The sequence below is a fragment of the Meiothermus sp. QL-1 genome, assembly GCF_003351145.1.
GTDB lineage: Bacteria > Deinococcota > Deinococci > Deinococcales > Thermaceae > Meiothermus.
Genome location: NZ_QQSV01000001.1, coordinates 92,186 through 117,456 on the forward strand (window position 1 = coordinate 92,186; position 25,271 = coordinate 117,456).

The window sequence follows — 25,271 nt, forward strand, 5'->3', positions numbered from 1 at the left end:
GCTCCGCGAAGCATCTACAACATAGCATGGGACCCGACTCTGGAAGTCTAAGGCCCAGCTTGGCGGTTCCAGTCGGGGAGGTGCTTCATCAGGACGGGAAGCGCTATCCCCAGGCCGAACCACAGGTAGGCCGGGTGGCCCCCGAAGGCGCTCGAGCCAATGGGGAAGACCAAAGCAGCCAGGAAGACGCTGCGGTAGGGGTGGCGGGTGAGGAGGTAGGCCAGGGCGAAGGAAGCCCCCGCCAGCAGGAGGAGGGCCGGCTGAACGGCGAAGAGCGCTCCCAGGCTGGGCGCGATGCCTTTGCCTCCTCGCCCTAGCAGCCATAGCGAGTAGCAGTGCCCCCACACCGCCATAGCCCCCCCCAGAAGCCCCCCAGCGGGGTCGCGGGCCAGGAACTCCCCCAAGGCCACGGCCATCAGGCCTTTGGCCAGGTCCAGCACCAGCACCATCAGCCCGGGCACCGCCCCCAGCACCCGCCAGGCGTTGAGGCTGCCGGGGTTGCCGGAGCCCTCGAGCAAAATGTTCTTGTTCTGCAAGATTCCAAACCAATAGGCAAAAGGCAAGGAGCCCAGCAGGTAGCCGGCCAGCGCTGCGTAGACCCACTCCACAGCCCCAGGCTACCACTGCTGGAGCTTTGGGTCGCAACTGCACGTTTATGCAATTCCACCCGGCGCACATTCACACCGTTCTGGGCAACTCGCGTATTAAAATCTGCCCACATGTAGACATTTAGACCAACGCTTTCTCGTTTTGCCGATGCAAATCTTTTCTTGACCGCTTTCCTCGGTCTGCGTATACTTATGCAGTATGCCGGCGTCCGACCCGCGCTTGTGTCTGCCGGGGTTTAGCGGTACTGTATGGCTTTGTGTGGGCTCGAGCCCAGAGGTGAGTGAATGAAGATTGTGCTTGCATACTCCGGCGGCCTGGACACCAGCATCATCCTGAAGTGGCTGATTGAAAACTACAAGGCCGAGGTTATCACCTTTACCGCCGACATCGGTCAGGGTGAGGAGGTGGAGGAGGCCCGGCAGAAGGCCCTCAGGACCGGGGCCTCCAAGGCTTATGCCCTAGACCTGCGCGAGGAGTTCGTGCGCGACTTCGTTTTTCCCATGATGCGCGCGAGCGCCCTTTACGAGGGCTACTACCTTTTGGGCACCTCCATCGCCCGGCCCCTCATCGCCAAGCACCTGGTGCGCATCGCCCAGGAGGAGGGGGCAGAGGCCATCGCCCACGGGGCTACAGGCAAGGGGAACGACCAGGTGCGCTTTGAGCTTACCGCCTATGCCCTCAAGCCCGATATCAAGGTAATTGCCCCCTGGCGGGAGTGGGACCTGGTGAGCCGGCCGGAGATGATGGAGTACGCGGCCAGGCACGGTATCCCGGTGCCCACCACCCTGGAAAAGCCCTACAGCGTGGATGCCAACCTGCTGCACAACTCCTTCGAGGGGGGCATTTTGGAGGACCCCTGGGCCGAACCGCCCGCGGGAATGTTCCGCCTGACCAAAGACCCCTGGGAAGCCCCCGACGAGCCCGAGCTGGTGGAGATCGAGGTGGAAAGAGGGGATGTGGTGGCGGTGAACGGCGAGCGCCTTTCCCCGGCGGGCCTGCTGGCCCGGCTCAACGAGATCGGCGGGCGCCACGGCATCGGCCGGGTGGACCTGGTGGAGAACCGCTTCGTGGGCATGAAGTCGCGGGGGGTCTACGAGACCCCTGGCGGCACCCTGATCTACCATGCGCGGCGGGCGGTGGAGAGCCTCACTTTGGACCGCGAGGTGCTTCACCAGCGCGACCAGCTCAGTGTCAAGTACGCCGAGCTGGTCTACAACGGCTTCTGGTTCGCCCCTGAGCGCGAGGCGCTGCAGGCCTATATGGACCACGTGGCCCAGAACGTAACCGGTACGGTGCGCTTCAGGCTGTACAAGGGCAACATCATCCTGGCCGGGCGCAAATCGCCCCTGTCGCTTTACGACAAGAGCCTGGTCTCCTTTGATGAAAAGGGCGGTTACAACCAGGCCGATGCCGAGGGGTTCATCAAGCTCAACTCGCTCAGGCTTAGGGTGCGGGCCAAGGCCCAGCCCAGGGACTAGGAGGGACCTTGAGGGAAGTGCAGAAGACCTGGGGGGGACGGTTCAGCCAGGCCCCGAGCCAGATTGCGCAGGAGTTCAACGCCTCCTTGGGCTTTGACAAGCGCCTGGCCCTGGTGGACATCGAGGGCTCGCTGGTCCACGCGGTCATGCTGGCGCAGCAGGGCATTCTCAGCGCAGAGGAGGCCGAGCAGATTCGCCGGGGGCTTCTGACCGTGCGGCAGGAGATTCTGGATGGACGTTTTCCCTGGCGGGAGGCGCTGGAGGACGTGCACATGAACATCGAGGCCCGCCTGGTCGAGCTCATAGGCCCGGTGGGGGGCAAGCTTCACACCGCCCGCAGCCGCAACGACCAGGTGGCCACCGACCTGCGCCTATGGCTGCGGGGGGAGCTGGAGGGGGCCTTGGCCGACCTGAAGGCTCTCCGCAGGGTGCTGGTGCAGGAGGCCGAGAAGTACCTCGAGCCCCCTCTGGTTCTGCCCGGCTATACCCATCTGCAGCGGGCCATGCCGGTGCTTTTGTCGCACTGGTACTTAGCCTACTACGAGATGCTCACCCGCGATGCGGGGCGGATTGCGGATGCGCTGCGGCGGCTCAACGAGTGCCCCCTGGGGGCAGCAGCCCTGGCCGGGACGGGCTTCCCCATCGACCGGCACCACACCGCCCGGGAGCTGGGGTTTGAGCGGCCCATGCGCAACTCCATGGACGCGGTGGCCTCGCGCGACTTCGCGCTCGAGGCCTTGGCCGCCCTCACCATCGGCCAGGTTCACCTATCCCGGCTGGCCGAGGAGATCGTCTTGTACACCACCTTCGAGTTCGGCTTCGCCAGGCTGCCCGATGCCTTTTCTACCGGTTCCTCCATCATGCCCCAGAAGAAGAACGCCGACCATGCCGAGCTGATCCGGGGCAAGGTGGGGCGGGTGCTGGGCGGCTTCGTGGCGCTGGCCACCCTGACCAAGGGGCTGCCCCTCACCTACAACAAGGATTTGCAAGAGGACAAGGAGCCCCTCTTCGACGCGGTGGATACCTACCGGGCCTCGCTCAGGCTCCTCGCTGCCATGCTGCCGGGCCTGGAGTGGAACCCCGAGGCCATGGCGAAGGCCGCCGCCTCCGGGTACGCGCTGGCAACCGAGCTGGCCGACTACCTGGCCGAGCGTGGGGTGCCCTTCCGCGAGGCCCACCACGTGGTGGGCCGTCTGGTCCGCTACTGCATCGACCGGGGCAAGGAGCTTTCCGAGCTCAGCCTGGATGAGCTCAAGAGCTTCCACCCCCTTTTCGGTGAGGAGGCCTTGGCCCTTACCCGTTTAGAAAACGCCATCCACCGCCGTAGAAGCTACGGGGGTACCGCGCCTGAGGCGGTGCGGGCGGCTTTGGCCGAGGTCAAGCTCGAGGTGGGGTCATGAGCAACCTGATTAAGCTGGGCACCACAGTGCTTCCCAGGGTACGCCGGGGGGCCGAGGTGGAGCTGCGCAAGGCCCGCATGCGGGATGTGGACTCCATCTACAACCTCATCAAGTACTGGGCCGAGCGGGGCCTTATGCTCGTGCGCAGCCACGACCACCTCTACGAAAACCTGCGCGACTTCTTCGTGCTGGAGGACGAGGATGGGCAGATTGTGGGCAGCGGTGCTCTGCACATCCTCTGGCACGACATCGCCGAGGTGCGGGGCCTGGCCATCCACCCCGACCGGCAGGGGCAGGGGCTGGGCCGCTGGATCGCCCTGGCCGCCGAACGGGAGGCCAAGGACCTGGGCATCCCCCAGATCTTCGCTTGGACCCTCCAGGTGCGCTTCTTCACCAGCCTGGGCTACCAGGTGACCACCCGCGAGGCCCTGCCCCCCAAGGTGTACGCCGAGTGCAGCGCCTGTCCCTTTTACGACAACTGCCGCGAGATTGGGGTGACCAAGATTCTAAACCCGAAGGAGGCTTACAAGGGGCCAACCCGCCCCTAGTATGGAGGGTGAGTGATGAGGGAGCGTGCAGTGCTGGTACTGGAGGACGGCACCGCCTACCATGGTTACGCCTTCGGTTACCGGGGCAAGAGCGTGGGGGAGGTGGTCTTCAACACCGCCCAGACCGGCTACCAGGAGATTCTGACCGACCCAAGCTACAACGGCCAGATTGTGGTCATGACCTACCCCCACCAGGGCAACTACGGGGTGAACGTCTTCGACATGGAGAGCAACCGTCCTTGGGTGCGGGGCTTCGTGGCGCGGGAGTTCAGCCGCTATGCCGCGGGCCCCCGGGCCCAGCAGAGCCTGGAGGAGTTCCTGCAGGATACGGGGGTGGTGGGCCTGGAGGGGATTGACACCCGGGCGCTGGTGCGCAAGATCCGCGAGGGGGGGGTCTTGAAGGGGGTGATTGCCCATGCCAGCCATTTCGGCAGCCCCGACTACCGCTTCACCCCTGAGGACCTGGCCGCTTTGCGTGAGGAGGCCAGGCGCTGGACCGACATCGACGGACGGGACATGACCCCCGAGGTCTCCACCCCCCTCCCCTACCAGTTCCCCACCTTCAAAGGACAGCGCCGGGTGGTGGTGATGGACTTCGGCATCAAGCACGCCCAGATGCGCTATATGGCCGAGCTGGGCTTTGAGCTCATCGTGGTGCCGGGCAAGACCAGCCCCGCGCAGATCATGGCCCTGGAGCCCCACGGACTTTTCGTGTCTAACGGTCCCGGCGACCCCAGCATGCCCCGCTACGCCCACGAGACCCTTTGGAAGCTGATGGGGCTTTTGCCCACCTTTGGCATCTGCCTGGGCCACCAGCTTCTGGGCCTGGCCGCGGGGGGGCGCACCTTCAAGCTCAAGTTCGGCCACCGGGGGGCCAACCACCCGGTCAAGAACCTGCTTACCGGCAAGATCGAGATCACCAGCCAGAACCACGGCTATGCCGTAGACCCCGACTCCCTCAAGGACTTCAGGCCCACCCACATCAACCTGAACGACGGCACCCTGGAGGGTATGGCCCATCAGCGCTATCCGGTCTTTAGCGTGCAGTACCACCCCGAGGCCAACCCCGGTCCCCACGACTCGCTCTACCTGTTCCAGCGTTTTTTGGAGGAGGTGGACGCTTTCAACGGCCTCAGCGGCCTTCCGGTGGAAAAGCAGCGGGTGGGGAAGCTGGGAGTATAACCGCCTGGTACAGCGCCAGCCGCTCGAGGCGCACCAGGGGGACTTCCCCGGGGGCAAACCCGAAAAGGGTAGGGTCGGCCTGTCCGGCTCCCCGGCGCCGAAGGGCCTCGAGCCGTCCATCCCGCGCTGCCTGGCGCAGCATGGTGCGGTAGGCCTCCAGGGTCTCGACCGGGAGGTGAGGGCGGGAGCGGGCCTCCCCTGGCAGGAAGCCAAAGAGGAGCTCCAGGTCGTTGTCGTAGCCGTCGCCGTCCGAGTCCAGCCCATCCTGGGTGGCCTCGGCCAGGGCCTGGCGGATCTGGGCCGGGCTGAGCTGGAAGATGCTCTGCTCCTCCAGCCCTGCCAGCATCCGCCGCACCACCGCCCGGTAGTCCTCTCCGAAGGGGTTGAACCGGCCGCTTTCCACCCGGCCTAGGTGGCAGAGGGCGCAGGTGGCCTGGCGGGGCTCGAGGTGGTAGCGCACCGCCAGCTCCTGGAGCGAGGGCACGCCGAAGCGCAGCGGCGGGGTGGCAGCGGGGATTAGACCCAGGGCATCGGTGTAGCGGCCCCGCTCGCGGAAAACCTCGCCCAAGCCGCGCCAGCTATAGAAGAAGAAGCCCGCCAGTAAAACCGCAGCCAGAAGAAGCCTGAGCCGCATCCCCACTCCTTCACTTTAATTGGGGATAAACTGAAGTTTGTGCTGACCCTTTTGCGCCGCGCGGGTTTCCGTTTTTACGTCAAGTCGGGCAGCGCCCAGGAAAGGCCCCACGTCTACGTGGGCCGCGACCATGAGGCCTGGGCCAAGTTCACCCTGAGCCCCGTCGGTCTGGTGGTGAACAACGGTCTGCCGCGCAACGAGCTCAACCGGGTGCAGGGGATGGTGATGGAGCTCGAGCCCCAGCTCCTCCAGCTTTGGTGGGACTACGCCAAAACCCAGGGGGTGAAGCCGCCCGAGGAGGAGCGCAGAGCTCCCAAGGCGGCCGAAACTCCGGCGGAGCCCGAGGATGATCCAGGTCTTCACCGGGGATAGCCTTCTGGCCCGCGAGGCCCTGCTGCAGGAGGCCCGCCTGCAGGGCCTGACCCCTCAGCTCATCCCCCCCGACCCGGAGCAGGTGGCCCAGGCGGCCAGCGGGGGGCTTTTTGGTCCCGGGGGGGCCCTGGTGGATTTGCGCGAGGCCACCGAGGCTGAGTGGAGGTCCCTGAGGGAGGTGCTGGAAGGCCTTCCCCCCGGGGCCCTGGTGCTTTTGCTCGACCCCCAGCCCAGCGCGGCCCGCAACCGGTGGTACGCCGAGCATGCCCAGCGCCGCGACCACCCTGCCCCAGCCCCCAAGGAGCTGGCGCAGTGGGTGGTGAACCGGGCCCGCTACCATGGGCTGAAGCTTAGCGCTGCGGTGGCAGGCTACCTGGCCGGCCTCCTCTCCAAGGACGACCCGCTGGGCCTGGAGGCCCTGGACCAGGAGCTGAAAAAACTCGCGCTGCTGCCCTCGCCCCCCAGCCTGGAGAAGGTGCAGGCCCTGGTGGCCCTGGAGGCCCCGCTTTCGGGCTTCGATCTGGTGCGGGCGGCCACGGAAGGCCGCCTTTCGCAGGCCCTGCGCACCGCCAAGCAACTGCTGGAGCGGGGCGAGGACCCCCTGCGCATCCTGGGGGCACTCTCCTGGCAGTATGTGCGGGTGGCTCGAGCCTGGGCCCTTCTGCAGGAGGACCCTCTGCTCGGGGAAAGCGCTGCGGCCCAGCGGCTGGGGCTGCGCCCCTACGCTGCCAGGCAGGTCCTTCTCTTGGCCAGGAGGATGTCCGAGGAGGCCGTGTTAGGGGCTCTGGAGACCCTTTTGCAGGCCGAGGAGGCCGCCAAGAGCGGGCGGGACCCCCGGCTCGCCCTCGAGCGGGCGGTGGTGCGGCTTGCGGCTCAGGCGGGGGCGCTCACCAGCAGCCCCACGTAAAGCCCATATAGCCCGAGGAAGACCCCACCCTCCCGTCGCCCAAGCCGCAGCCCGGTGGCCAAAAAGGGCCACAGCAGCAGGCTGGCCCCCAGCATGACCCACATGTCGCGGGCGACGCTCGCCCAGGGCTGGCCGACCGGCGTGACCAAAGCAGTGAGGCCCAGGATGCCCAGGATGTTGAAGATGTTGGAGCCCACGATGTTGCCCAGGGCAATATCTGGCTCGCGCCGTAGGGCTGCGGTGATGGAGGCGGCTACTTCGGGGAGGCTGGTCCCCAGGGCCACGATGGTGAGCCCGATGACCAGCTCGCCTACCCCCAGGGCCTGGGCCAGCGCCACGGCCCCCATGGTCAGCACCCGGGCCCCCGCCCCCAGCAGGGCCAGGCCCAGCAGCACCCCGGCGTAGGTCTTCCAGTTTGCTTTGGGGCGCTGGCCGTACTCCTGGTCAAACTCCCCTTGCACCTCGGGGCTCTCTTTGCTGCCGCTTTGGTACAGGAACCAGATGTAAAGCCCAAGCAGAGAGGCCATCAGAAGCCCCTCCCAGCGGCTTATCTGCTGGTCGAAGTAGAGCAGGGGGAAGAGCAGGAGGGTGGCCCCAATCATGATGGGCACCTCGCGTTTGATGAAGAGGGCCTGGGCGCGGATGGGCTGGATAAGGGCAGCAAGCCCCAGAATGAACAGGATGTTGAGGATGTTGGAGCCCACCACGTTGCCGATGGCGATGGCCGGGCTGCCGGAGAGGGCCGCGGCCAGGCTGGCGGCCAGTTCCGGGCTGCTGGTGCCAAAAGCCACCACGGTGAGGCCCACCACCATGGTGCTGACCCCCCAGCTGCGGGCCAGCACCACCGCGTTGTTGACCAAGGCCTCGCCGCCAAAGTAGAGGAGCACGATGCCAAACCCAATCAGAAGGAGATTCAGGGCCCACTCCATGGCGAGTAGGGTAGCAGATTCCGGGCTACTCCAGGGGATGGTCGTTCTCCAGGTACTCCAGCACCCCCCGCGCGATTCCGTAAGCCAGCCGGTCTAGGTAGTTGGGATCGAGCAGGTTCATCCCTTCCAGGGGGTGGGTGAGGTAGCCCACCTCCACCAGGATGGCCGGAACGGTGGTGTAGCGAATCACGTAAAACTCGGCGCTGCGCACCCCCCGGTTGAGGGCTGCGGTGCTGCCCAGCATGTGCGAAAGCACCCGGCTGGCCAGCAGGCGCGAAAGCTCCTGGCGGCGCGGGGCATCCATGGCGGGGGTAGGGGCAGGGAGGTGGGGGGGCGGAGGGATGTCCTCGGCACTGGGCTGGGCCGGCTCCTCTCTGCCCTGCCCGAAGAGCTCCAGGGGGCCAACGGCCAGCGTCGGGGGAGAAGGGGGTAGAGGGGCAGGTGGGGGGAAGAAGGGGCGCGCCTCAGGGGGGCCGTAGTAGTAGACCTCCAGGCCGCACCAGCCGTCGGCCCTGGCGGGGGGGGCTGCGTTGGCGTGGATGGAGACGAAGAGATGCCTGCCCTCGGCCAGGGCCACCCGCCGGGCCAGGTCGGTGCGCTTGTCGGGCCCCAAAGCGGTGTCGCCTTCACGGCTCAGGACCACCTCTACCCCGGCCTCCTCCAGGAAGCGGCGCACCCTTAGGGCCAGCTCGAGGGTGACCCACTTCTCTGCCACCGGCCCCACCGCGCCCGGGTCAAAGCCGCCGTGCCCTGGGTCTACCACCACCGAGAAGCGCCGCCCGCTGGCCTTCACAAAGCGGAAGCTGGGCAGGGGGGGTAGGGGGCTTTTGTCCACAAAGGCCCCCGATAGGTCTATTACCAGCCGTTCGCCCTCCCCTTCCAGGGCCGGCAGAACCAAGGTGCGGTAGCCCGAGCGGGGGGTGACCCCTTGGGGGGTGAGGAGGAGAAGCACCGCTTTGTCCTCGTGCTGTTCCAGCACGTACCCGCTCAGCTCGGGCTGGTTCACGAACTGGAGGCCCGGGCTTACCCGAAGCCCCGGCAGGTTTACCCGCAGAACGGCTCCCAGAGGCTCGAGGCTGTAGCTTGCCCCCTTGGGCAGGTCGAGCACCACCCGGGCAAAGCCGGGGTGGTCGCCGATGCGCAGCGGGGGTAGGCTCTGGCCCTGGGCCGCGGCAAGCAGCAGGAGCGAGATGAGCAACCTTCTCAAGGCAGCTTCAGTCTAAGCCCCCGGGGTGGGGAGGGGCCAAACGAAAGCTAGGGGTCCTTTTCGTCGGTCAATCCCTGGTAAGCTCCTCTTTCGAAAGGAGGGCTATGCTGGACGAGGCATTGGTGAGCGAGGTGCTGCAGAAAGCCCGCGCGGGCGGGGCCGACTTCGCCGAGCTCTACGTAGAGCGCTGGCAGCGGCGGGCTTTGCGCATGCTTTCGGGCGAGGTGAAGGAGGCCACGAGCGGGATTGACTACGGGGGTGGGCTGCGGCTTTTCTACGGCCTCGAGGTGGTCTACGCCTACACCAACGACCTGAGTCCCGAGGGCCTGCTGGAGCTGGTCGAAACCCTGGTCAGGCTCAGGGGCAGCGCGGGCCGGGTGGATGAGCAGGGTCGGGGCGGGCTCGACTTTCGCAAGGCAGCGGCCCAGGGCCTGCACGCCCCCAGGGTGCCCTTCAGCGCCAAGGATAAGCGCTACCGCCTGGAGCGTCTTCGGGAGGCGGAAGCGGGGGCATGGTTGGCCCCGGAAATAAAACAGGTGCAGACCCAGCTTCTGGAGTGGGAGCAGGAGGTCCTGGTGGCCAACAGCGAGGGGGTATGGGCCGAGGACCGCCGGGTGCGCACCCGGCTGGTTGTAACGGCCATCGCCCAGGGCGAAGGCGGAATGCAAACCGGGACAGCAGGGCCGGGGCTCTCGGTGGGCCTCGAGCTCTTCGACCGCTATCCGCCGGCCGAGGTGGGCCGCCGGGCGGCCCAGCAGGCCCTGGTCAACCTGCGGGCCAGGCCGGCTCCGGCAGGGAGCATGCCGGTGGTGATCGGGAACGGCTTTGGCGGGGTTCTCTTCCACGAGGCTCTGGGCCACCTGCTGGAGACCACCTCGGTGGCCCGCAAGACCAGCGTGCTGGCCGACCGGTTGGGGGAGGAGGTGGCCTCGCCGGTGGTAACCTACATCGACGATGGCACCACCCCCCACGGCTTTGGTTCCTCCGAGTTCGACGACGAGGGGCGCCCCACCGAGCGCACCGTTTTGATCGAGAAAGGGGTGCTCAAAAGCTACATGGTGGACCGCTGGGGCAGCCTGCTCACCGGCTACCGCCCCACCGGCTCGGGCCGCCGCCAGGACTACACCTTCGCCCCCACCAGCCGGATGCGCAACACCTTCATCGCCCCCAGCACCACCCCCAAGGAGAAGCTCTTTGAGGGGGTTGAGTTCGGCCTGTATGCCGCCGACATGGGCGGGGGGCAGGTGCGGCCCGGTTCGGGTGAGTACAACTTTGCCGTCAAGGAGGGCTACATCATCCGCCATGGCCGCATCGAGGAGCCGGTGCGGGGGGCCATCCTGGTGGGCAAGGGGCCTGAGAGCATCCGGCGCATCGTGGCGGTCTCGGACGACCTGGAGACCGGTCCCGGGATGTGCGGCTCCCTTTCGGGCAGCCTGCCGGTGGAGGTGGGCCAGCCCCATCTGCTCATCTCGGAGATCGTGGTGGGGGGACAGGCTTGAGCGAGGGGGTTCGGGATGACCTTTGAAGAGGCTAGGGACTACTTGCTGCAGAAAGCCCGGGCCATGGGCCTGGAGGTCGAGGTGCTGGCTACGGAGCACCGCGAGCTCAGCGTGAGGGCGCGGGAAGGAAGGGTGGAGGAGATCACCCAGGCCCGCCAGGGAGGGATAGGGCTGCGGGTGGTGGAGGGGGGCAGAACGGGCTACGCCTACACCGAGGAGCTCAGCCCAGCGGCGCTGGACTGGGCGCTGGAGGAGGCCCGGGAAAACGCGCGCTTGCAGGCTGAAGCCGGAGGGTTTTTGCCCCAGGGTGGCCCTTTGGGGCAGCACGACCTTTTGGGGGAGGGGCTTTCGGCCCCGCTGGAGGAGAAGCGGCAGAAGGCCCTGGCCCTGGAGGCTGAGCTCCGGGCCCACCCCCAGGTGGCCCAGGTAGGGATGGGTGGGTACACCGAGCGGGAAAGCCGCACCCTGCTGGCCTCCACCCAGGGGGTGGCGGGGGCTTTCCGCACCGGCTATGCGGTCTTGGGGGTCAGCGCGGTCATGCGCCAGGGGGAGAGCCTAAAGCAGGGCTGGGAGCTCGACTTTTCCAGGGAGTTCCACGCCCTGGAGCCAGGCCGCACCGCCCAGGCCTTTCTCCAGCGCACCGGACGGCTGCTAGGGGCCCGCCCCCTCAAGACCGGGCGTTACCGGGCCTACCTCGAGCCCCGGGCCTTTGGCCCCATGCTGGTCTTCCTGGGCTGGTTCATGCTCTCGGCCAAGAACGTGCTGGAGGGCAAAAGCCCGCTGGCCGGCCGCCTGGGGCAGAAGGTGGCCTCGGACCTCTTCACCCTGGTGGACGACCCCACCCTGCCCGGCGGGCTGGCCTCGCGGCCCTTTGACGCCGAGGGGACCGAGGCCCGGCGCACGGTCTTGATCGAACAGGGGGTTCTTCGCACCTTCGCCCACAACAGCGAGACCGCTCACCGCATGCAGACCAGGAGCACCGGCCACGCCTCGCGCAGCTACAACGGGGTACTGGGGGTGGCCCCCAGCAACCTCCTGGTGGAGCCTGGTTCGGGGGTGCGGCTCGAGCAGGGGGTCATCATCGCCGAGGTTATGGGGCTTCACGCCGGGGCCAACCCCATCTCGGGCGATTTCAGCCTGCAGGCTCTGGGCCTTTGGGTGGAAGGGGGCGAGGTGGCCTATCCGGTGGAGAACTTCGCCGTGTCAGGGAATTTCCTGGAGCTTTTGGCCCAGATTAGCGCGCTGGGGTCGGAGCTCGAGTGGCAACCCACCATGGCGGGCGCGGTGGGAACCCCTTTGGTGGAGGTGGCCGAGCTTTCCTTCGCTGGGGCCTAGGATGTACTCGCTGGGCGAGACCCTGCGCGTTGAGTTCTGGAAATACCCCTCCCTCACCCTCCACTACTGGTGGGAGGCCCGGGTGGTGGAGCAGCGCGAGGAGGGGTTGCTGGTCCATATGCCCTTGGGCTTTACCTTCCATCACGAGAGCAAGAAGCGGACGCTGCGGGTGCCCCACCAGGCCTACGTGGCCTTCTTCGTAGGCCGCTGGTACTCGGGGGGGCCGGACCTGGACGCCGAGGGGCGGGTGCTGGAGTACTACTGGAATATCCAGACCCCCCCGCGCTTCGAGCCGAAGCGCATCTGGCAGTACGACCTGGAGATTGACGTGAAGTGCAGGGCCGACCACACCTGCCAGGTCTTCGACCTGGAGGAGTTCGCCGCCAAGGCTTCCCTTTACCCCCCGGGCTGGGTGGAGGAGGCCCTGCGGGCGGTGGGCCAGGTGGAGCGGCACATGCGGCGGCAGGAATGGCCGGTGCGGCCCCCGGGGGCGGCGCGGGACTGGCTGGAGCGGCTCTAGGGCCTTGACCCTGGGCTTGGGGCAGGGGAGAATCGTACGGGTATGCGAGGCCTCTCTGACCGCGTCCGAGCCCTGAAGCCCTCCGCCACGGTGGCGGTCAACGCCAAGGCCATGGCGCTTCGCCGCCAGGGGGTAGACCTAATCGCCATGACCGCCGGGGAACCCGACTTCGACACCCCGGCCTTCGTCAAGGAGGCCGCCATCCGGGCCCTGGCTGCGGGCAAGACCAAGTACGCCCCCCCAGCCGGCATCCCCGAGCTGCGCGAGGCCATCAGCGCCAAGTTCAAGCGGGAGAACGGCCTCGATATCCCCCCCGAGGCCACCGTGGTCACGGTGGGGGGTAAGCAGGCCCTTTTCAACCTTTTCCAGGCCATCCTCAACCCGGGCGACGAGGTGATCGTGATCGGCCCTTACTGGGTGAGCTACCCGGAGATGGTCCGCTTTGCCGAAGGGGTGCCGGTGGAGGTGCGCACAGGGCCGGAGTCGGGCTTCATCCCCGACCCAGCCGAAATCGAGCACCGCATCACGGCCCGCACCAAGGCCATCGTGGTCAACTCGCCGGGCAACCCCACGGGCGCGGTCTACCCCAAGGAGGTGCTCGTGGCCATCGCTGAGCTGGCCAACAAATACGACCTCTATATCGTTTCCGACGAGATTTACGAACACCTCATCTACGAGGGGGAGCACTTCTCGCCCGGCCTGGTGGCCCCTGAGCGCACCATTACCGTGAACGGTGCGGCCAAGGCCTTCGCCATGACCGGCTGGCGCATCGGTTACGCCGGCGGCCCCAGGGAGGTCATCCAGGGCATCATCGACGTCTCCAGCCAGTCCACCACCAGCCCCGACACCATCGCCCAGTGGGCCATGGTGGAGGCTTTGAACAATGTAGAGGAGGCGCAGAAGTTCATCCAGATGGCCCGCGAGGCCTACCGGGCCCGGCGGGAAATCATCGTGGAGGGCCTAAACGCCCTGGGCCTGCCCACCCCCCGGGTGAGCGGGGCCTTCTATGTGCTCTCCGACGTCTCGCGCATCCACCCCGACGAGGGCCAGGCGGCTTTGCGCCTTCTGGAAGAGGCCCGGGTGGCGGTGGTGCCCGGCACCGATTTCGCTGCTCCCCGCCACGTGCGCTTTAGCTACGCTACCGGCGAGGCCCAGATTCAAGAGGCCCTGCGGCGTATCGCGGCCATCCTATAGGCCAGGGGGTGGGCTTGATTCGGGACTCCTGGGCCGGCTAAACTTATACCAAGTACAATTTTGGCTCCGCAAAGGGAATCCCATGCTGACCACGCCCGAAAAAGTAGCCTTCCTGCTTTTAGTGCTGGCCTCAGCCTACTTTGGCGGCCGGGCGCTTTTGCGCGTCTACCGGGCCATCCGCCGCGGCCAACCCGAGGACCGCTTCGACCACCTGCCGGCCCGGGTGGGCCGGGCCCTCTGGCAGACCCTAACCATGCAGACCGTCTTCAAGAAGCGGCCCTGGGTGAGCCTGCTGCACGCCTTCGTGTTCTACGGTTTCGTCTTTTACCTGAGCGTGAACCTGGTGGACGTGCTCGAGGGCCTCTTCCCCTTCAAGGCCCAGGGGGGCTTCTGGAACGGCTACAACCTGGTGGCCGACCTCCTCACCGCGCTTATTCTGGTGGGCATCACCGGGCTGCTGGTGCGGCGCTACTCCAGCGCTGGGCGCAGAACTTTTAGCTGGAACCCCAGGACCCCCCTGCACGAGCGGGTGCGCCAGGGCATTCCCACCGATAGCGCCATCGTGGGGGGCTTCATCCTCTTCCACGTGGGCAGCCGCCTCATGCACAAGTCGGTCCAGGCCGCTCACCTCGAGCCCGACCCCTACCAGCCGGTGGCCGCGCTTTTCTCCAACCTCTTCCTCTGGGTGGATCTGGATGCCCTTGTGGTGCTGGAGCACATCTTTTGGTGGTTCGCCATCGGCTCCATCCTGGTCTTCATCCCTTACTTTGCCCGCTCCAAGCATATCCACCTCTTCCTGGCCCCTTTGAACCTGGCCTTCAAGAAGGAGAAGCCAGGGGCCCTTCTGCCCATCGCCAAGGACTTCGAGGCGCTAGAGAAGATGGAGAAGTTCGGGGTGGCCAAGCTGGAGGACTTCACCTGGCCCCGCCTGCTGGACGCCTATAGCTGCATCATGTGCAACCGCTGCCAGGAGGTTTGCCCGGCCTACACCACCGGCAAGGCCCTCTCGCCGGCGGCCATTCTGATCAGCGAGCGCTACGAACTCAACCGGATCCTGCCCGAGTTCGCCGCCGGCAAGGAGAGCCCTCGCCCCCTGATGGACTTCGCCATGAATGAGGAGTCCATCTGGGCCTGCACCACCTGCAACGCCTGTGTGGAGGTCTGTCCGGTGGGCAACGAGCCCATGCTGCACATCCTGGACGTGCGGCGCGAGCAGGTGATGATGCAGGGGGCCTTCCCCAGCCAGCTCAACAACGCCTTCAAGGGCATGGAGCGCAACGGCAACCCCTGGAACCTGGGGGCCGACAAGCGGCTGGCCTGGGCCGAGGGGCTGCCCTTCGAGGTCAAGACCCTGGCGCAGAACCCCGAGGCCGAGGTGCTCTACTGGGTGGGCTGTGCGCCGGCCTACGACCCCCGGGCGCAGAAGACCGCCCGGGCATTTGCCCAGGTCCTCCACGAGGCGGGGGTGAGCTGGGCGGTGCTGGGCAGGGAGGAGAAGTGCACCGGGGACGCGGCGCGCCGGGCCGGCAACGAGTTTTTGTTCATGCAGCTTGCCCTCGAGAACGTCGAGACCCTGAACGCGGCCATGGCGGCCAAGCCCAGGACCATCGTCACCACCTGCCCCCACTGCTTCCACACCCTGGCGAGTGAGTACAAGGACTTTGGCGGGCACTACACGGTGAAGCACCACACCGAGTTCATCGCCGAGCTGATCGGAGCCAAGCAGCTCGAGCTTTTACCCATGGCCGGCGAGGTCACCTACCACGACCCCTGCTACCTGGGGCGGCACAACGGCATTCTGGAGCCCCCCCGCCAGGTGCTGGCGGCCGCTGGGCTCAGGCTCAAAGAGCCCCCTCGCCATGGCCGGGAGAGTTTTTGCTGTGGGGCGGGCGGGGCGCAGTTTTGGAAGGAGGAGGAGCCCGGGGAGGAGCGGGTCTCCACCCACCGCTACCGCGAGCTCAAGGCTACGGGTGCGGCCACCATTGCGGTGGGCTGCCCCTTCTGCATGCAGATGATGAACGTGGAGACCACCCAGGAGCCCGAAGGCCAGGCCCCCCGGGTGCTGGATATCGCTGAGCTGGTGGTGCAGAGCCTCAAACCCAGGGCCGCAGAGGGCGCTGCCGACTAGGCTGGGGACAGACTGGCGCTTGAAGCCGGCTTTCGCGCCCGGGTAGACTATCGCTGTACCGGCACCAATCCCCGATGGGCTCGCTCTGGCGAGGACTCAAAGCGTGGGAAGCGGGTACGCGAGGAGGCCTTCATGGCGAAAATCAAGCTCGAGCACGTCTACAAGCGCTACGGCAACAAGGTGACGGCAGTCCGAGACTTCAACCTGGAGACCGAGGATGGGGAGTTCGTGGTCTTCGTGGGGCCCTCGGGCTGCGGCAAGACCACCACCCTGCGCATGATTGCAGGGCTGGAGGAGATCACCGAGGGCAAGCTCTACATCGGCGACCGCCTGGTGAACGATGTCCCCCCCAAGGACCGGGACATCGCCATGGTCTTCCAGAACTACGCCCTCTACCCCCACATGAACGTCTACGAGAACATGGCCTTCGGGCTGCGCCTCAGGCGCTACCCCAAGGACGAGATTGACCGCCGGGTGAAGGAGGCGGCCCGCATCCTCAAGATTGAGCACCTCCTCCAGCGCAAGCCCCGGGAGCTCTCGGGCGGGCAGCGGCAGCGGGTGGCCATGGGCCGGGCCATCGTGCGGGAGCCCAAGGTCTTCCTCATGGACGAGCCCCTCTCCAACCTGGACGCCAAGCTCCGGGTGGAGATGCGGGCCGAGATCGCCAAGCTGCAAAGGCGGCTTGGGGTGACCACCATCTACGTGACCCACGACCAGGTGGAGGCCATGACCCTGGGCCAGCGCATCGTGGTGATGAAGGACGGGGAGATCCAGCAGGTGGACACCCCTCTGAACCTCTACGACTTCCCCGCCAACCGTTTTGTGGCTGGCTTCATCGGCAGCCCCTCCATGAACTTCATCCGCTCGAGGGTCCTGGTGGAGGGGGGTAGCGTCTACTTCACAGGGGATGGCTTCAAGGTGCGGGCCGATGGCGCCCTGGCCAGCAGCCTCCTGCCCTACAGCGGCAAGGAGGTCTGGATGGGCATCCGGCCCGAGCACATCGGCCTCAAGGGGTGGACCAGCATCCCAGAGGGGGAGAACGTGGTGCGGGTCCAGGTGGAGGTGGTGGAGCCCCTGGGGGCCGATACCGAGGTGCATGCCGAGGTGGGCGGCCATACGCTCACCGCCAAGGTGGACGGGCACGCTATGGTGCTGCCGGGCGATACAGTGGAGCTCTTGATTGACACCGGCAAGCTGCACGCCTTTGAGGTGGAGGGGCAGGAGAAGGCCATTGGCCACGCCATGGCCCAGGACGCGCGCTCGGTGACCCGGGTCTGACGACCAGATGCCCACCCTGGCCGAGCTCTTCGCGCTGTGGGGCCAGCCGGCGCCCGCGCTGGAGGTCAGGGGCATCACGCACGACTCGCGCCAGGTGGCCCCCGGCTTCGTCTTCGTGGCCCTGCCGGGGGTGCCGCTGCCGAGCCGGAAGCCCCTGGACGGGCACGACTACATTCCCGAGGCGCTGGCCCGGGGGGCGGTGGCGGTGGTAGGGGCCCGCGCCCTGGAGCTGCCGGTGCCCTATCTGCAGGTGGACGACCCGCGGGCCGCCCTGGCAGATTTGGCCGCAGCTTTCCACGGCCACCCGGCCCGGCGGCTAGGGCTTCTGGGGGTGACGGGCTCTAAAGGCAAGACCACCGTGGTGGCCCTGCTGCACCACCTGCTCCAGTCGGCCAGGCCCCCGGTGGGGCGGCTTTCCACTGTGGGGGTGCGGGTAGGGGAGGAGGAGGACTTCCTTCCCGGCCACTTCACCACCCCGGAGGCCCCCCAGGTGCAGGCCTTGCTCCACCGCTTTGTGGCGGCGGGCTGCCGGATGGCGGTGCTGGAGGTGAGCAGCCACGCTCTGGCCCTTGATCGGGTGCGGGGGCTTGGCTACGAGGTGGGGGTGTTCACCAACCTCTACGAGGACCACCTCGACCTGCACGGCAGCATGGCCGCGTACTTTGCCGAAAAGAAGAAGTTGCTGGACCGCTCCAATTTCGCCGTGGTCAATAGCGACAACCCCTGGACCCGCAGCCTGCTTGGGCGCCCGCGCACCTGGAGCTACGGGGCCCAGGGCCACTGGCGGGCCGAGCGGGTGGTGGAGGAAAGGGGGGGGCTTTACTTTGAGGTTTGCTCGCCCCTGGGCCGCTTTGCGGTAGAGCTGCCCATGCTGGGGCGTTTCAACGTCGAAAATGCCCTGGCCGCCATGGCCGCGGCGGCCTGGGTAGGGCTTTCGCCGGCTGAGATGCAGGCGGCGTTGGCCCGCTTTCCAGGGGTACCGGGCCGGATGCAGCTCATCCAGGCCGAGCCTTTCCGGGTGGTGGTGGATTTCGCGCATACCGGGGCCAGCCTGGAGCGGGCCCTTCAGACCCTGCGCCCCACCACCCCGGGGCGGCTGGTGGTGGTGATCGGCGCGGCGGGGAACCAGGACCCCTCGCGCCGCACGAGCATCGGTCGGGTGGCCGCCCAATTGGCCGATTTGGCCATCTTCACCGAGGAGGACCACCGCACCGAGCCCTTGGAGGCCATCCTAAAGGCCATGGCCGAGGCCCACGGCGACCCTCGTCGGCACGTGCTGGTGCCCGACCGGCGGGCCGCCATCCGCTATGCCATTGGGCTGGCCCGGCCCGGGGATACCCTGCTTTTCAGCGGCAAGGGCCACGAGCGCACCCTCGAGCGCGGCCTGGAGGTGCTGCCCTGGAACGAGGTGGATGAGGTGCGCCAAGCGCTTTCGGCGCTATAGGGTCTCCAGCGCCTCCCGCTGCCGCTCGAGGAGGGCCAGCAGGCGGGAGAGCAGGGCTTTTTCTGCCAAGATGACCAGCCCCTTGCGCCTAAAGGGGGCCAGCAGCAAGACCCACTGGGGCAGCGAGACCACCGCCAGCCGGGCCGGACTGCCCTGCAGCTCCTGGGCCAGGTTGTGCAGGTCGTTGAAGACGGCCTGGGCGCTCTGAGCGGCGAAGGGGAGCTGGCCGGCCAGAAGCCGCCCCTCCTCTAGGAGGGCCAGGGCCTCCACCCCGCGTAGCTGGAAGGGGCGCAGGGCCTCGGGCAGGGTGGGGTTGGGCGTTTCAAATACGTTGAGCAGGCTGTCGAGGTCGGTTTGCTTCAGCTCCTTTAGCAGGCTTTGCGCCGCTGCGTATTCCTGGGCTAGCTGGGCCCCCAGCCGCTCAGCCTCCTCCAAAGCCCGCCGCACCTCCAGCATCCCGCTCACCCCCAGCCGGGGCAGCCGCTCGGCGGCCGATTGGAGGAAGTCGCAAAGGGGCTTGAGGCGCAGCGCGGTCTCGCCGCCCACCGACTTGTGGGTGTTGTAGGCCTCGAGTACGTTCCCGATGCGGTTTTGCAGCTCGGTGCGCAGAGCCTCCTGGGCCCGGCGCAGGCGACCCAAAAGGGCGTGTATTTCACTCAGGTCGGGCAGCTCGCCGGCCTGCAGCCTGGCTCGGGCCTGGCCCACCTTTTCCAGAAGCTCCTCGCCCCCCAGGCCCTTCATGCTCTGGCCCACCGCCTCGTAGCGCTGCAGCTCGCCGGCGATGGCGTTGCGCCGGGCGTTGTAGAGCTCCACCAGGGCCTGTTCCAGGGGCCTGGGGTCGGGCACGCGGCCCTGGGATAGCGCCTCGCGGGCAGCCTCCAGCGGCTTTTTGAGCTCGATGAGGGACTCCTTGAGGGTTTGCTCCAGCTTTTGGATGCGGCCCTCCAGTGCGGTAAGCCGCTCGGCTACCAGTTGCCGGGCCTGCCCCACCAGCCTGCCCACCTCCTGCTCCAGCTCGGCCAGAGCGTCCCTCTCCAGGCGGGCCAGCAGGGCCTTCCGCCCTGCCTCGAGGGCCTCCAGGGGGGGCAGGGCTTGGAGCTGGGCCCTAAGCCCCATCCGCCTGAGGCCTTCCTCCTCGCGCTCCCTGGCTAGCTGTCCGAGCAGCTCGGACAACTCCTGGCGCAGGCCTTGCAGCGCAGCCTCGGAGATCTCGGGCCGGGCCAAGGCCTCCAGGAAGGCTTCGACCCTGGGATGGCCGCGGAAGGGCGAGAGGGAGTGTTCGGCCTCGCTGCGCAGGGTGTTCAGGGCCTGGGCCAGCCGGGCCTGCCGCTCCCGCTCCTCGCGCAAGGCTTTTTCCTCCGCCTCTAGCTCGCCCAAGGCCCGTTCCAGCTCAGGCAGCTCACCGGGCAGCCCGCCGGCTTGCAGGGTTTCTAGCACCACCGCGAGCCGGGCCTGCACCGGGGCGGTGCGTTCGGCGGGTAGCTCCAGCCGACGCAGCCTCTCTACCAGCCACTCGTAGCGTACCCGGGCCTCTGAAAGTATCTCGGTGAGGGCCCCCTTGAGCTGTGCTTCGAAGGTTTGCAGGCGGTCTCCCAGGGGATTGCCTTCCTCGAGCTCCCCCTCGAGCTGCGCCAGCTCGGCGGCCACCTGTGGAAGTTCCAGCACCGCTGCGTAGCGCTCTTTGAGCTCCTCCAGCCGCCTTTTGTCCTCGGCTACGTCGATCTCGCGAATGCGCGACTGCTGTTCGGCGGTGAGGGCCTCAAAGTCGAGGTCAAAGACCAGCGCTCCTTCGTCGAAGTCGTCGCTGGCCTCACTCTTGGGGGCTTCGATGGTGGGGTCCTTGAGCACCACCTGTGGCTCGGTGGGTTGTTGGGGGGGTGGGGGGTCCTCCCGGGTTTCCAGGGTAATGGCAGCCTCGTTGGCGCTTTGCACCACCGAGGACTCCACCAGCTTGCGCATCTCTGCGGCCAGGGCCCGGGCGCGCTGCACCTCGGCGGGGGCTAGGGTCTCCTGGGCGTGGGCCTCCTTGATCTGGCGCAGGTAGCTTTCCAGCCGCCGCACCTTGGCCCCCCCCACGCTTCGCACCCGCTCAAGGGAGGACTCGAGCTCGGCAATGTCGCGGCTTTGCCGCAGCAGCGCTGCTTGGAGCTTTTCCTCCAGCCCGGCCAGCACCTCTTGCCCCTCGCGCAGCAGACCCCGGGCGGCCTGGGGGTCGCTTTCCTGCTTGATGGCATTAACCAGGCCGCGTAACCGCCCCACCTCGGGCCACTCCAGGTAGAGGCTGAAACGCTTCAGGCCAGCCTCGAGCTCGGCCAGCACCTCCTGGGCGTGGGCCGAGAGCTTCTTCGCTTCTGGTTTTTTCTGGTCTACCCCTAGGTTTTTTAGCATCCCCTCGATGTAGCTGCGGGCAGCGTTGGGGCTCATCTTGCTTTGGAGCTCACGGTAGACCAAGCGCTTGAGGATGACCTCGGCCTGTGCGGCGTCCAGCTTGTCCGGGGTAATCCCGAGACGACGGATACCTTCCTCCAGCACCACGCGGGTGCGCTCGCCCAGGACGGGCTCGAGGGACTTGCTAAGGGTTTGGTAGAGTGACAAGCCCTGACCTCCCGATGCAACCGGCATTGCCAACAGTTTATCGCCTAAGAGGGGTTTTTTCCTTCAAGGCTAGGCCGGCTCTGACCTTCCTCGGGTGCGGTGCTGGGTGGCTCGGGGCCGGCATCCCTGGTACATCAGTGAGGGCAGCCCGAGCCGAGCAACACAGCCCCGGCTGCAGCTTGGGCCAGCCCCGAATAGCCGAAGGAAGCCCTGGGGTCGGAGGTGGGTCGCTGGGTGGTGGGTGGCGAGTGGGAATGGCGCTTCCGCTCGGGGAGGGCATCCACGGGCTCGAGGCCCGTGCAGGTTGCTGGGGTTCAGAGGATATGGGCCTGTCGGCCCCAGCGGCTACCGCATAAAGGGCTCGCCGGGTGGCTGGGGCTTGCTTTTTTATCGCACGGCCTCGGCCTTGCGCTGGGCTTCTTCCAGGGCCTGCCGGGCTGGGGTGTTGCCCTTGAGGGCTTTTTCCAGGGCTTCTTCCAGGAAGTTGCGCCACACCGCAAACTGGGGTACCCGGGGGCGGGGCTGGGCCACCGCCACCTGCTCGAAGGCCACCTTGCGGTAGGGGTTCTCGCGGTAGAAGCCCTCCAGCAGGGGGGTGGCCGACTTGCGCAGGGGCACATAGTAGCTGGCCTCCACCCAGGTCTTGATGTTCTGCGGTTCCATCAAGAAGCGCCAGAACTCAAAAGCCCCCCTTTGCTGTTCTAGGCTGGCCCCGCGCAGCACCACCAACTGGGCCCCGCCCAGAGGCACCTTGCCCCCCGGCTCGCGCGGAATGGGGGCCACCCCAAGCCTGAAGGCAAACGAGGCGTTCTCGGCAGCAGGCCAGTTGGCGATGGAGGCCATCACCATCATCCCCCTGGTGCGGATGAAGTCGGTCTGGGCGAAGAAGGCTTCGGAGAGGTTGCGCACGCTGGTGATGCCCTCGCGCCCCAGGCGCTGGAGGAACTCCAGGGCCTCCACCACCTCTTTGGAGGTGAAGTTGGGCCGTCCGTCTGGGGTGACCAGATTGCCTCCGCGGCTTGTGACCTGGGTTTCGAAGGTCCAGGACTCAGTAAGCGCGATAAACCCCTTTGCGCTGCGGCTGGTCAGGGCTCGAGCAACCTGCTCGAACTCCCGCCAGTTGGTGGGCACCCTGAGGTCCCTGGCCCGAAGCTGGCTTTCGTTGAAGTAGAGCACCGGGGTGGAGGTGTTGAAGGGCAGGCCGTAGCGGCGGTTGTTGATGAGGCCGTACTCCCAGGCTGCCTCGAAAAGGTCGTCGGTGAAGGCTTTGGGCAGACCGGCTGCCAGCTCGTCCAGGGGCAGCACCACCCCCTCGGCCACCAGGCGGGGGAAAAGCAGGATCTCGGCCTGAAACATGACCGGCGCCCCCCCGGCCCTGAGGGCAGCCAGGAGGCGGGTCTCCCCCTCTCGGTAGTCGCCAATCAGGCGCGGGGTGACCCGGTAGGTGCGCTGTGCGGCATTGAAGGCGCTGGCAAACTGGTTGATGGCCCGCTCGGCCGGGCCGTCCATGCTGTGCCAGAAGGTGATCTCGGTCTGGGCTAGTGCAAGCCCGCCCAGGAGAATCAGGGAGAGAAAACGCTTCATGGGTGCCTCCTATGGGTTGCCCCATTCTATATGGCCCAGCAGACCACCAGGATGTCAGCCGTTTGTCACGTCTAGCGCCGCTCCACGGCCATGGCCCTCCGTTGGGCCTCCTCCAGCACCTGGCGGGCGTTGGCGTTGCCCTTTAGGGCCCGCTCGAGGGCATCTTCCAGGTAGCTGTACCAAACGGTAAACTCGGGGTCCTGCAGCCACACATCGGCATGCTCTACTTGGCTAAAGGCCACCCGGCGGCGAGGGTCTTCGCGGTAGAAGTCTTCCAGCAGCGGTTGGGCTGCCCGGCGCATAGGCATGTAATAGGTGGCCCGCACCCAACGAACGATGTTGGCCGGCTCCATCAGATAGCGCCAGAAGGCGACCGCCCCCCGGATCTGCGTCTCGCTGGCCCCCCGCAATACCACCAGCGTCCCGCCCGAAAGCGGCACCTTGCCGCCCTCGACTCGGGGTACTGCCGCCACTCCTAGCTTGAAAGGGATGGGGGCCCGGCTTTCGATCAGGGGCCACATGGTGATGGGGGCCACCCCCATGAAGGTCTTGGTGCGCAAAAAGTCGGCCACCGAGAACTGGGCCTCGGCGATGTTGCGGCTTTGGGCGATGTTTCTTCGCACCAGCTCCTGCATGAACTCCAGGCTTTCCACCACTTTGGGGTTGGTGAAGTCGGGGCGGCCCTGAGCGTCCACGATACGCCCCCCTCGGCTCATCACCACCACGTTGAAGCTGTAGATGTCGCTGGAAAGGGTGTAGCCCTTGGCGGCGCGGGTGGTAAGCCGCTGGGCGGCTTGGGCCACCTCTTCCCAGGTGCGGGGCGGGTTCAGCCCTCGGGCAGCGAACTGGTCGGCGTTATAAAAGAAGACCGGTACCGAAAGCCCAATGGGCAGGCCATAGGTGCGCCCCCGGAAGCGGCCGGTTTCCAAGAAGCCCGGGTAGAAGTCGTTTGGAATACCCCCCAGGTACTCGTCCAGAGGTACGGCCACGTTGTCCTGGGCCATGCGCCCCAGGAAGGAAAGCTCAGCGTGGAAAAGCGCCGGTGCCCCTCCTGAGCGAAGCGCTGCCAACAGCTTCAATCCTCCCTCGCGGTAGTCGCCCACAAAGCTGGGTACAATCCGGTACTCTCGTTGGCGCGCGTTGAACTCGCGGATCATCTCCTCCAAGGGCTCTTGGCCCGGTGGACCCGCGGTGTGCCAGAAGGGAATGTCCACCGGGCGCTGGGCCAGCGCCATTCCTAAAAGCATGCCAAGCCACAACCAGGTGCGCATAGGTCCTCCTCCCGAACTCTCGGACCCAGTTTGCCACACCTTTGGTGAGAAACCCGTTTGTTTCTGCTATCAGGCTTTGTGTTTCAACCCTCACTTGAGCTTTCGCCCGAGTGCGACGAACCCCCTGGGGTTTTAGCACCTGCTTGGGGTTCGCGCAACACAGGTGCTGCCCCTATGCTAGCAGCAACTGCCTAAAACCAGTTGGAAAACATCCTTTGTCTGCTACCAACACCTGCCAAACAGCCTTCGATGTTGATTCGAACCCCCGCCCCGGTCCCGGTATAGTAACCTGGTGTCGCTTGCCCTAGGGGGTAAGGCTTAGCATGCACCGAAGGTCTGCGTACTGGTTCGCCCTACCAGCGGTAGGGTTTCTGGGACTATTCCTGCTTTATCCCTTCCTGGATGTGCTGCGCTTTTCCACCTGGGACTGGTCGGGCCTGTCGGAACCCCGGCCAGTGGGACTGCAGAACTATCGCGATATCCTGCGCGACCCCGACTTCTACCGCAGTCTGCAAATCACTTTGGTCTTCGGGGTCATGACCCTCGTACCATTCATTCTGCTCTCTATCCTGCTTGCCGTGGCCCTGGACGGCCAACCCTATGAGCGCCCCGTCAAGGCCCTTCTTTTCCTTCCCGGGCTGGTTACCCTGGGGGGGGCCACGGTGGCCTGGTACACCCTTTTCAGCCCCGAGTATGGGGCATTGGCTTCGGTGGTGCCGGTGCCGCGTTGGGACCAAAGCCCTTTTTGGGCCCTGGTGCTGGTAATGCTCTTTACCATTTGGCGGCACATCGGCTACGGGGTGCTGGTGGTTTCGGCGCGGCTCAAGGCTATTCCAAAAACGCTGCTCGAGGCGGCAGCAGTGGACGGAGCCTCGCCGGCCCAGGCCTTTCGCTTCATCATCCTGCCCCTGCTGCGCCCGGCTATTACCTATCTGCTGGTCATTGGGACGGTGCTCTCACTTCAGTCCTATACGGCGGTTTTCCTGCTTACCCGGGGAGGGCCCTTCGGGGGCACCGAGGTGCTGGGCTACTACCTCTACAAAACCGGCTTTGAGGTGGGCCGGCTGGGGTATGCAGCGGCTCTTACGGTGGTCATTCTTCTGCTCACCCTCTTTTTCGCCGTGGCCCAGCTAAGGCTCTTGCGAGAGGGAAAATAA

The 25,271-nt window shown here is 66.5% G+C and carries 21 protein-coding genes; 14 read left to right on the forward strand and 7 right to left on the reverse strand.

Annotated features, from left to right (window positions below; translation table 11 throughout):
- Positions 1-47: 47 nt before the first annotated feature.
- Positions 48-608, reverse strand: a complete 561-nt coding sequence (locus tag DV704_RS00505; protein ID WP_114797599.1) for a glycerol-3-phosphate acyltransferase — start codon at positions 606-608, stop codon at positions 48-50.
- Between the two features lie 285 nt (positions 609-893).
- Here DV704_RS00505 and DV704_RS00510 point away from each other — a divergent pair, with 285 nt between their 5' ends.
- The 4 genes from DV704_RS00510 to carA are packed head-to-tail and all read left to right on the forward strand — an operon-like array spanning position 894 to position 5,217.
- Complete coding sequence (locus tag DV704_RS00510; RefSeq protein WP_114797600.1) at positions 894-2,087, forward strand: argininosuccinate synthase; 1,194 nt, start codon at positions 894-896, stop codon at positions 2,085-2,087.
- A gap of 8 nt (positions 2,088-2,095) precedes the next feature.
- A complete protein-coding gene (argH, locus tag DV704_RS00515) occupies positions 2,096-3,487 on the forward strand; it encodes an argininosuccinate lyase (protein ID WP_114797601.1) in 1,392 nt (463 codons plus the stop codon).
- Positions 3,484-4,035 carry an N-acetyltransferase gene (locus DV704_RS00520; protein WP_114797602.1) on the forward strand — a complete coding sequence of 184 codons (552 nt, stop codon included), beginning with the start codon at positions 3,484-3,486 and terminating at the stop codon, positions 4,033-4,035. Before argH ends, DV704_RS00520 begins: the two co-directional genes overlap by 4 nt.
- 15 nt (positions 4,036-4,050) lie before the next feature.
- On the forward strand, positions 4,051-5,217 hold the full coding sequence (carA, locus tag DV704_RS00525; protein ID WP_114797603.1) for a glutamine-hydrolyzing carbamoyl-phosphate synthase small subunit: 1,167 nt from the start codon (positions 4,051-4,053) through the stop codon (positions 5,215-5,217).
- Here carA and DV704_RS00530 read toward each other — a convergent pair.
- A complete protein-coding gene (locus DV704_RS00530) occupies positions 5,168-5,851 on the reverse strand; it encodes a hypothetical protein (protein WP_114797604.1) in 684 nt (227 codons plus the stop codon). The two genes, carA and DV704_RS00530, sit on opposite strands and share 50 nt — an antisense overlap.
- Positions 5,852-5,890: 39 nt before the next feature.
- Here DV704_RS00530 and DV704_RS00535 point away from each other — a divergent pair, with 39 nt between their 5' ends.
- Positions 5,891-6,223, forward strand: coding sequence for a DUF4160 domain-containing protein (locus tag DV704_RS00535; RefSeq protein ID WP_114797605.1), 333 nt, complete (start codon positions 5,891-5,893; stop codon positions 6,221-6,223).
- Positions 6,198-7,130: a DNA polymerase III subunit delta gene (gene holA / locus DV704_RS00540; protein WP_114797606.1), complete on the forward strand. Its 933-nt coding sequence runs from the start codon at positions 6,198-6,200 to the stop codon at positions 7,128-7,130. Before DV704_RS00535 ends, holA begins: the two co-directional genes overlap by 26 nt.
- Here holA and DV704_RS00545 read toward each other — a convergent pair.
- Complete coding sequence (locus DV704_RS00545; protein ID WP_114797607.1) at positions 7,097-8,059, reverse strand: calcium/sodium antiporter; 963 nt, start codon at positions 8,057-8,059, stop codon at positions 7,097-7,099. The genes holA and DV704_RS00545 overlap by 34 nt on opposite strands.
- Positions 8,060-8,084: 25 nt before the next feature.
- Positions 8,085-9,266, reverse strand: coding sequence for an N-acetylmuramoyl-L-alanine amidase (locus DV704_RS00550; protein ID WP_233498184.1), 1,182 nt, complete (start codon positions 9,264-9,266; stop codon positions 8,085-8,087).
- Positions 9,267-9,370: 104 nt separating this feature from the next.
- Between DV704_RS00550 and DV704_RS00555 the strand changes: the two genes are divergently transcribed.
- The 7 genes from DV704_RS00555 (at position 9,371) to DV704_RS00585 (ending at position 18,664) form a co-directional block, all read left to right on the forward strand.
- A complete protein-coding gene (locus DV704_RS00555) occupies positions 9,371-10,765 on the forward strand; it encodes a TldD/PmbA family protein (protein WP_114797608.1) in 1,395 nt (464 codons plus the stop codon).
- A gap of 15 nt (positions 10,766-10,780) precedes the next feature.
- On the forward strand, positions 10,781-12,100 hold the full coding sequence (locus DV704_RS00560; protein WP_114797609.1) for a TldD/PmbA family protein: 1,320 nt from the start codon (positions 10,781-10,783) through the stop codon (positions 12,098-12,100).
- A 1-nt stretch (position 12,101) separates the two neighbouring features.
- Positions 12,102-12,620 (forward strand): DUF402 domain-containing protein, encoded by a 519-nt coding sequence (locus DV704_RS00565; protein ID WP_114797610.1) that lies wholly within the window; start codon positions 12,102-12,104, stop codon positions 12,618-12,620.
- Positions 12,621-12,662: 42 nt separating this feature from the next.
- A complete protein-coding gene (locus DV704_RS00570; protein ID WP_114797611.1) occupies positions 12,663-13,814 on the forward strand; it encodes a pyridoxal phosphate-dependent aminotransferase in 1,152 nt (383 codons plus the stop codon).
- 82 nt (positions 13,815-13,896) lie between these two features.
- Positions 13,897-15,942: a (Fe-S)-binding protein gene (locus DV704_RS00575; RefSeq protein ID WP_114797612.1), complete on the forward strand. Its 2,046-nt coding sequence runs from the start codon at positions 13,897-13,899 to the stop codon at positions 15,940-15,942.
- Between the two features lie 132 nt (positions 15,943-16,074).
- Positions 16,075-17,220, forward strand: a complete 1,146-nt coding sequence (locus DV704_RS00580) for an ABC transporter ATP-binding protein (RefSeq protein ID WP_114797613.1) — start codon at positions 16,075-16,077, stop codon at positions 17,218-17,220.
- Positions 17,221-17,227: 7 nt separating this feature from the next.
- On the forward strand, positions 17,228-18,664 hold the full coding sequence (locus DV704_RS00585) for a UDP-N-acetylmuramoyl-L-alanyl-D-glutamate--2,6-diaminopimelate ligase (protein ID WP_114797614.1): 1,437 nt from the start codon (positions 17,228-17,230) through the stop codon (positions 18,662-18,664).
- Here the strand turns inward: DV704_RS00585 and DV704_RS00590 are convergent.
- The 3 genes from DV704_RS00590 to DV704_RS00600 form a co-directional block, all read right to left on the reverse strand.
- Entirely contained in the window at positions 18,659-21,259 is a 2,601-nt protein-coding gene (locus DV704_RS00590) for a hypothetical protein (protein ID WP_233498185.1), read from the reverse strand. The two genes, DV704_RS00585 and DV704_RS00590, sit on opposite strands and share 6 nt — an antisense overlap.
- A 387-nt stretch (positions 21,260-21,646) precedes the next feature.
- On the reverse strand, positions 21,647-22,843 hold the full coding sequence (locus tag DV704_RS00595; protein WP_114797616.1) for an ABC transporter substrate-binding protein: 1,197 nt from the start codon (positions 22,841-22,843) through the stop codon (positions 21,647-21,649).
- 71 nt (positions 22,844-22,914) lie between these two features.
- Positions 22,915-24,114: an ABC transporter substrate-binding protein gene (locus DV704_RS00600; RefSeq protein ID WP_114797617.1), complete on the reverse strand. Its 1,200-nt coding sequence runs from the start codon at positions 24,112-24,114 to the stop codon at positions 22,915-22,917.
- Between the two features lie 323 nt (positions 24,115-24,437).
- Between DV704_RS00600 and DV704_RS00605 the strand changes: the two genes are divergently transcribed.
- Complete coding sequence (locus DV704_RS00605) at positions 24,438-25,271, forward strand: carbohydrate ABC transporter permease (protein WP_114797618.1); 834 nt, start codon at positions 24,438-24,440, stop codon at positions 25,269-25,271.

Excerpts from the sequence above, each read along its gene's own strand:
- DV704_RS00510 (WP_114797600.1), top strand. The coding sequence starts at position 894 with ATGAAGATTGTGCTTGCATACTCCGGCGGCCTGGACACCAGCATCATC.
- DV704_RS00520 (WP_114797602.1), top strand. The coding sequence starts at position 3,484 with ATGAGCAACCTGATTAAGCTGGGCACCACAGTGCTTCCCAGGGTACGC.
- carA (WP_114797603.1), top strand. The coding sequence starts at position 4,051 with ATGAGGGAGCGTGCAGTGCTGGTACTGGAGGACGGCACCGCCTACCAT.
- DV704_RS00530 (WP_114797604.1), bottom strand. The coding sequence starts at position 5,851 with ATGCGGCTCAGGCTTCTTCTGGCTGCGGTTTTACTGGCGGGCTTCTTC.
- holA (WP_114797606.1), top strand. The coding sequence starts at position 6,198 with ATGATCCAGGTCTTCACCGGGGATAGCCTTCTGGCCCGCGAGGCCCTG.
- DV704_RS00545 (WP_114797607.1), bottom strand. The coding sequence starts at position 8,059 with ATGGAGTGGGCCCTGAATCTCCTTCTGATTGGGTTTGGCATCGTGCTC.
- DV704_RS00555 (WP_114797608.1), top strand. The coding sequence starts at position 9,371 with ATGCTGGACGAGGCATTGGTGAGCGAGGTGCTGCAGAAAGCCCGCGCG.
- DV704_RS00560 (WP_114797609.1), top strand. The coding sequence starts at position 10,781 with ATGACCTTTGAAGAGGCTAGGGACTACTTGCTGCAGAAAGCCCGGGCC.
- DV704_RS00565 (WP_114797610.1), top strand. The coding sequence starts at position 12,102 with ATGTACTCGCTGGGCGAGACCCTGCGCGTTGAGTTCTGGAAATACCCC.
- DV704_RS00570 (WP_114797611.1), top strand. The coding sequence starts at position 12,663 with ATGCGAGGCCTCTCTGACCGCGTCCGAGCCCTGAAGCCCTCCGCCACG.
- DV704_RS00575 (WP_114797612.1), top strand. The coding sequence starts at position 13,897 with ATGCTGACCACGCCCGAAAAAGTAGCCTTCCTGCTTTTAGTGCTGGCC.
- DV704_RS00580 (WP_114797613.1), top strand. The coding sequence starts at position 16,075 with ATGGCGAAAATCAAGCTCGAGCACGTCTACAAGCGCTACGGCAACAAG.
- DV704_RS00585 (WP_114797614.1), top strand. The coding sequence starts at position 17,228 with ATGCCCACCCTGGCCGAGCTCTTCGCGCTGTGGGGCCAGCCGGCGCCC.
- DV704_RS00595 (WP_114797616.1), bottom strand. The coding sequence starts at position 22,843 with ATGAAGCGTTTTCTCTCCCTGATTCTCCTGGGCGGGCTTGCACTAGCC.
- DV704_RS00600 (WP_114797617.1), bottom strand. The coding sequence starts at position 24,114 with ATGCGCACCTGGTTGTGGCTTGGCATGCTTTTAGGAATGGCGCTGGCC.
- DV704_RS00605 (WP_114797618.1), top strand. The coding sequence starts at position 24,438 with ATGCACCGAAGGTCTGCGTACTGGTTCGCCCTACCAGCGGTAGGGTTT.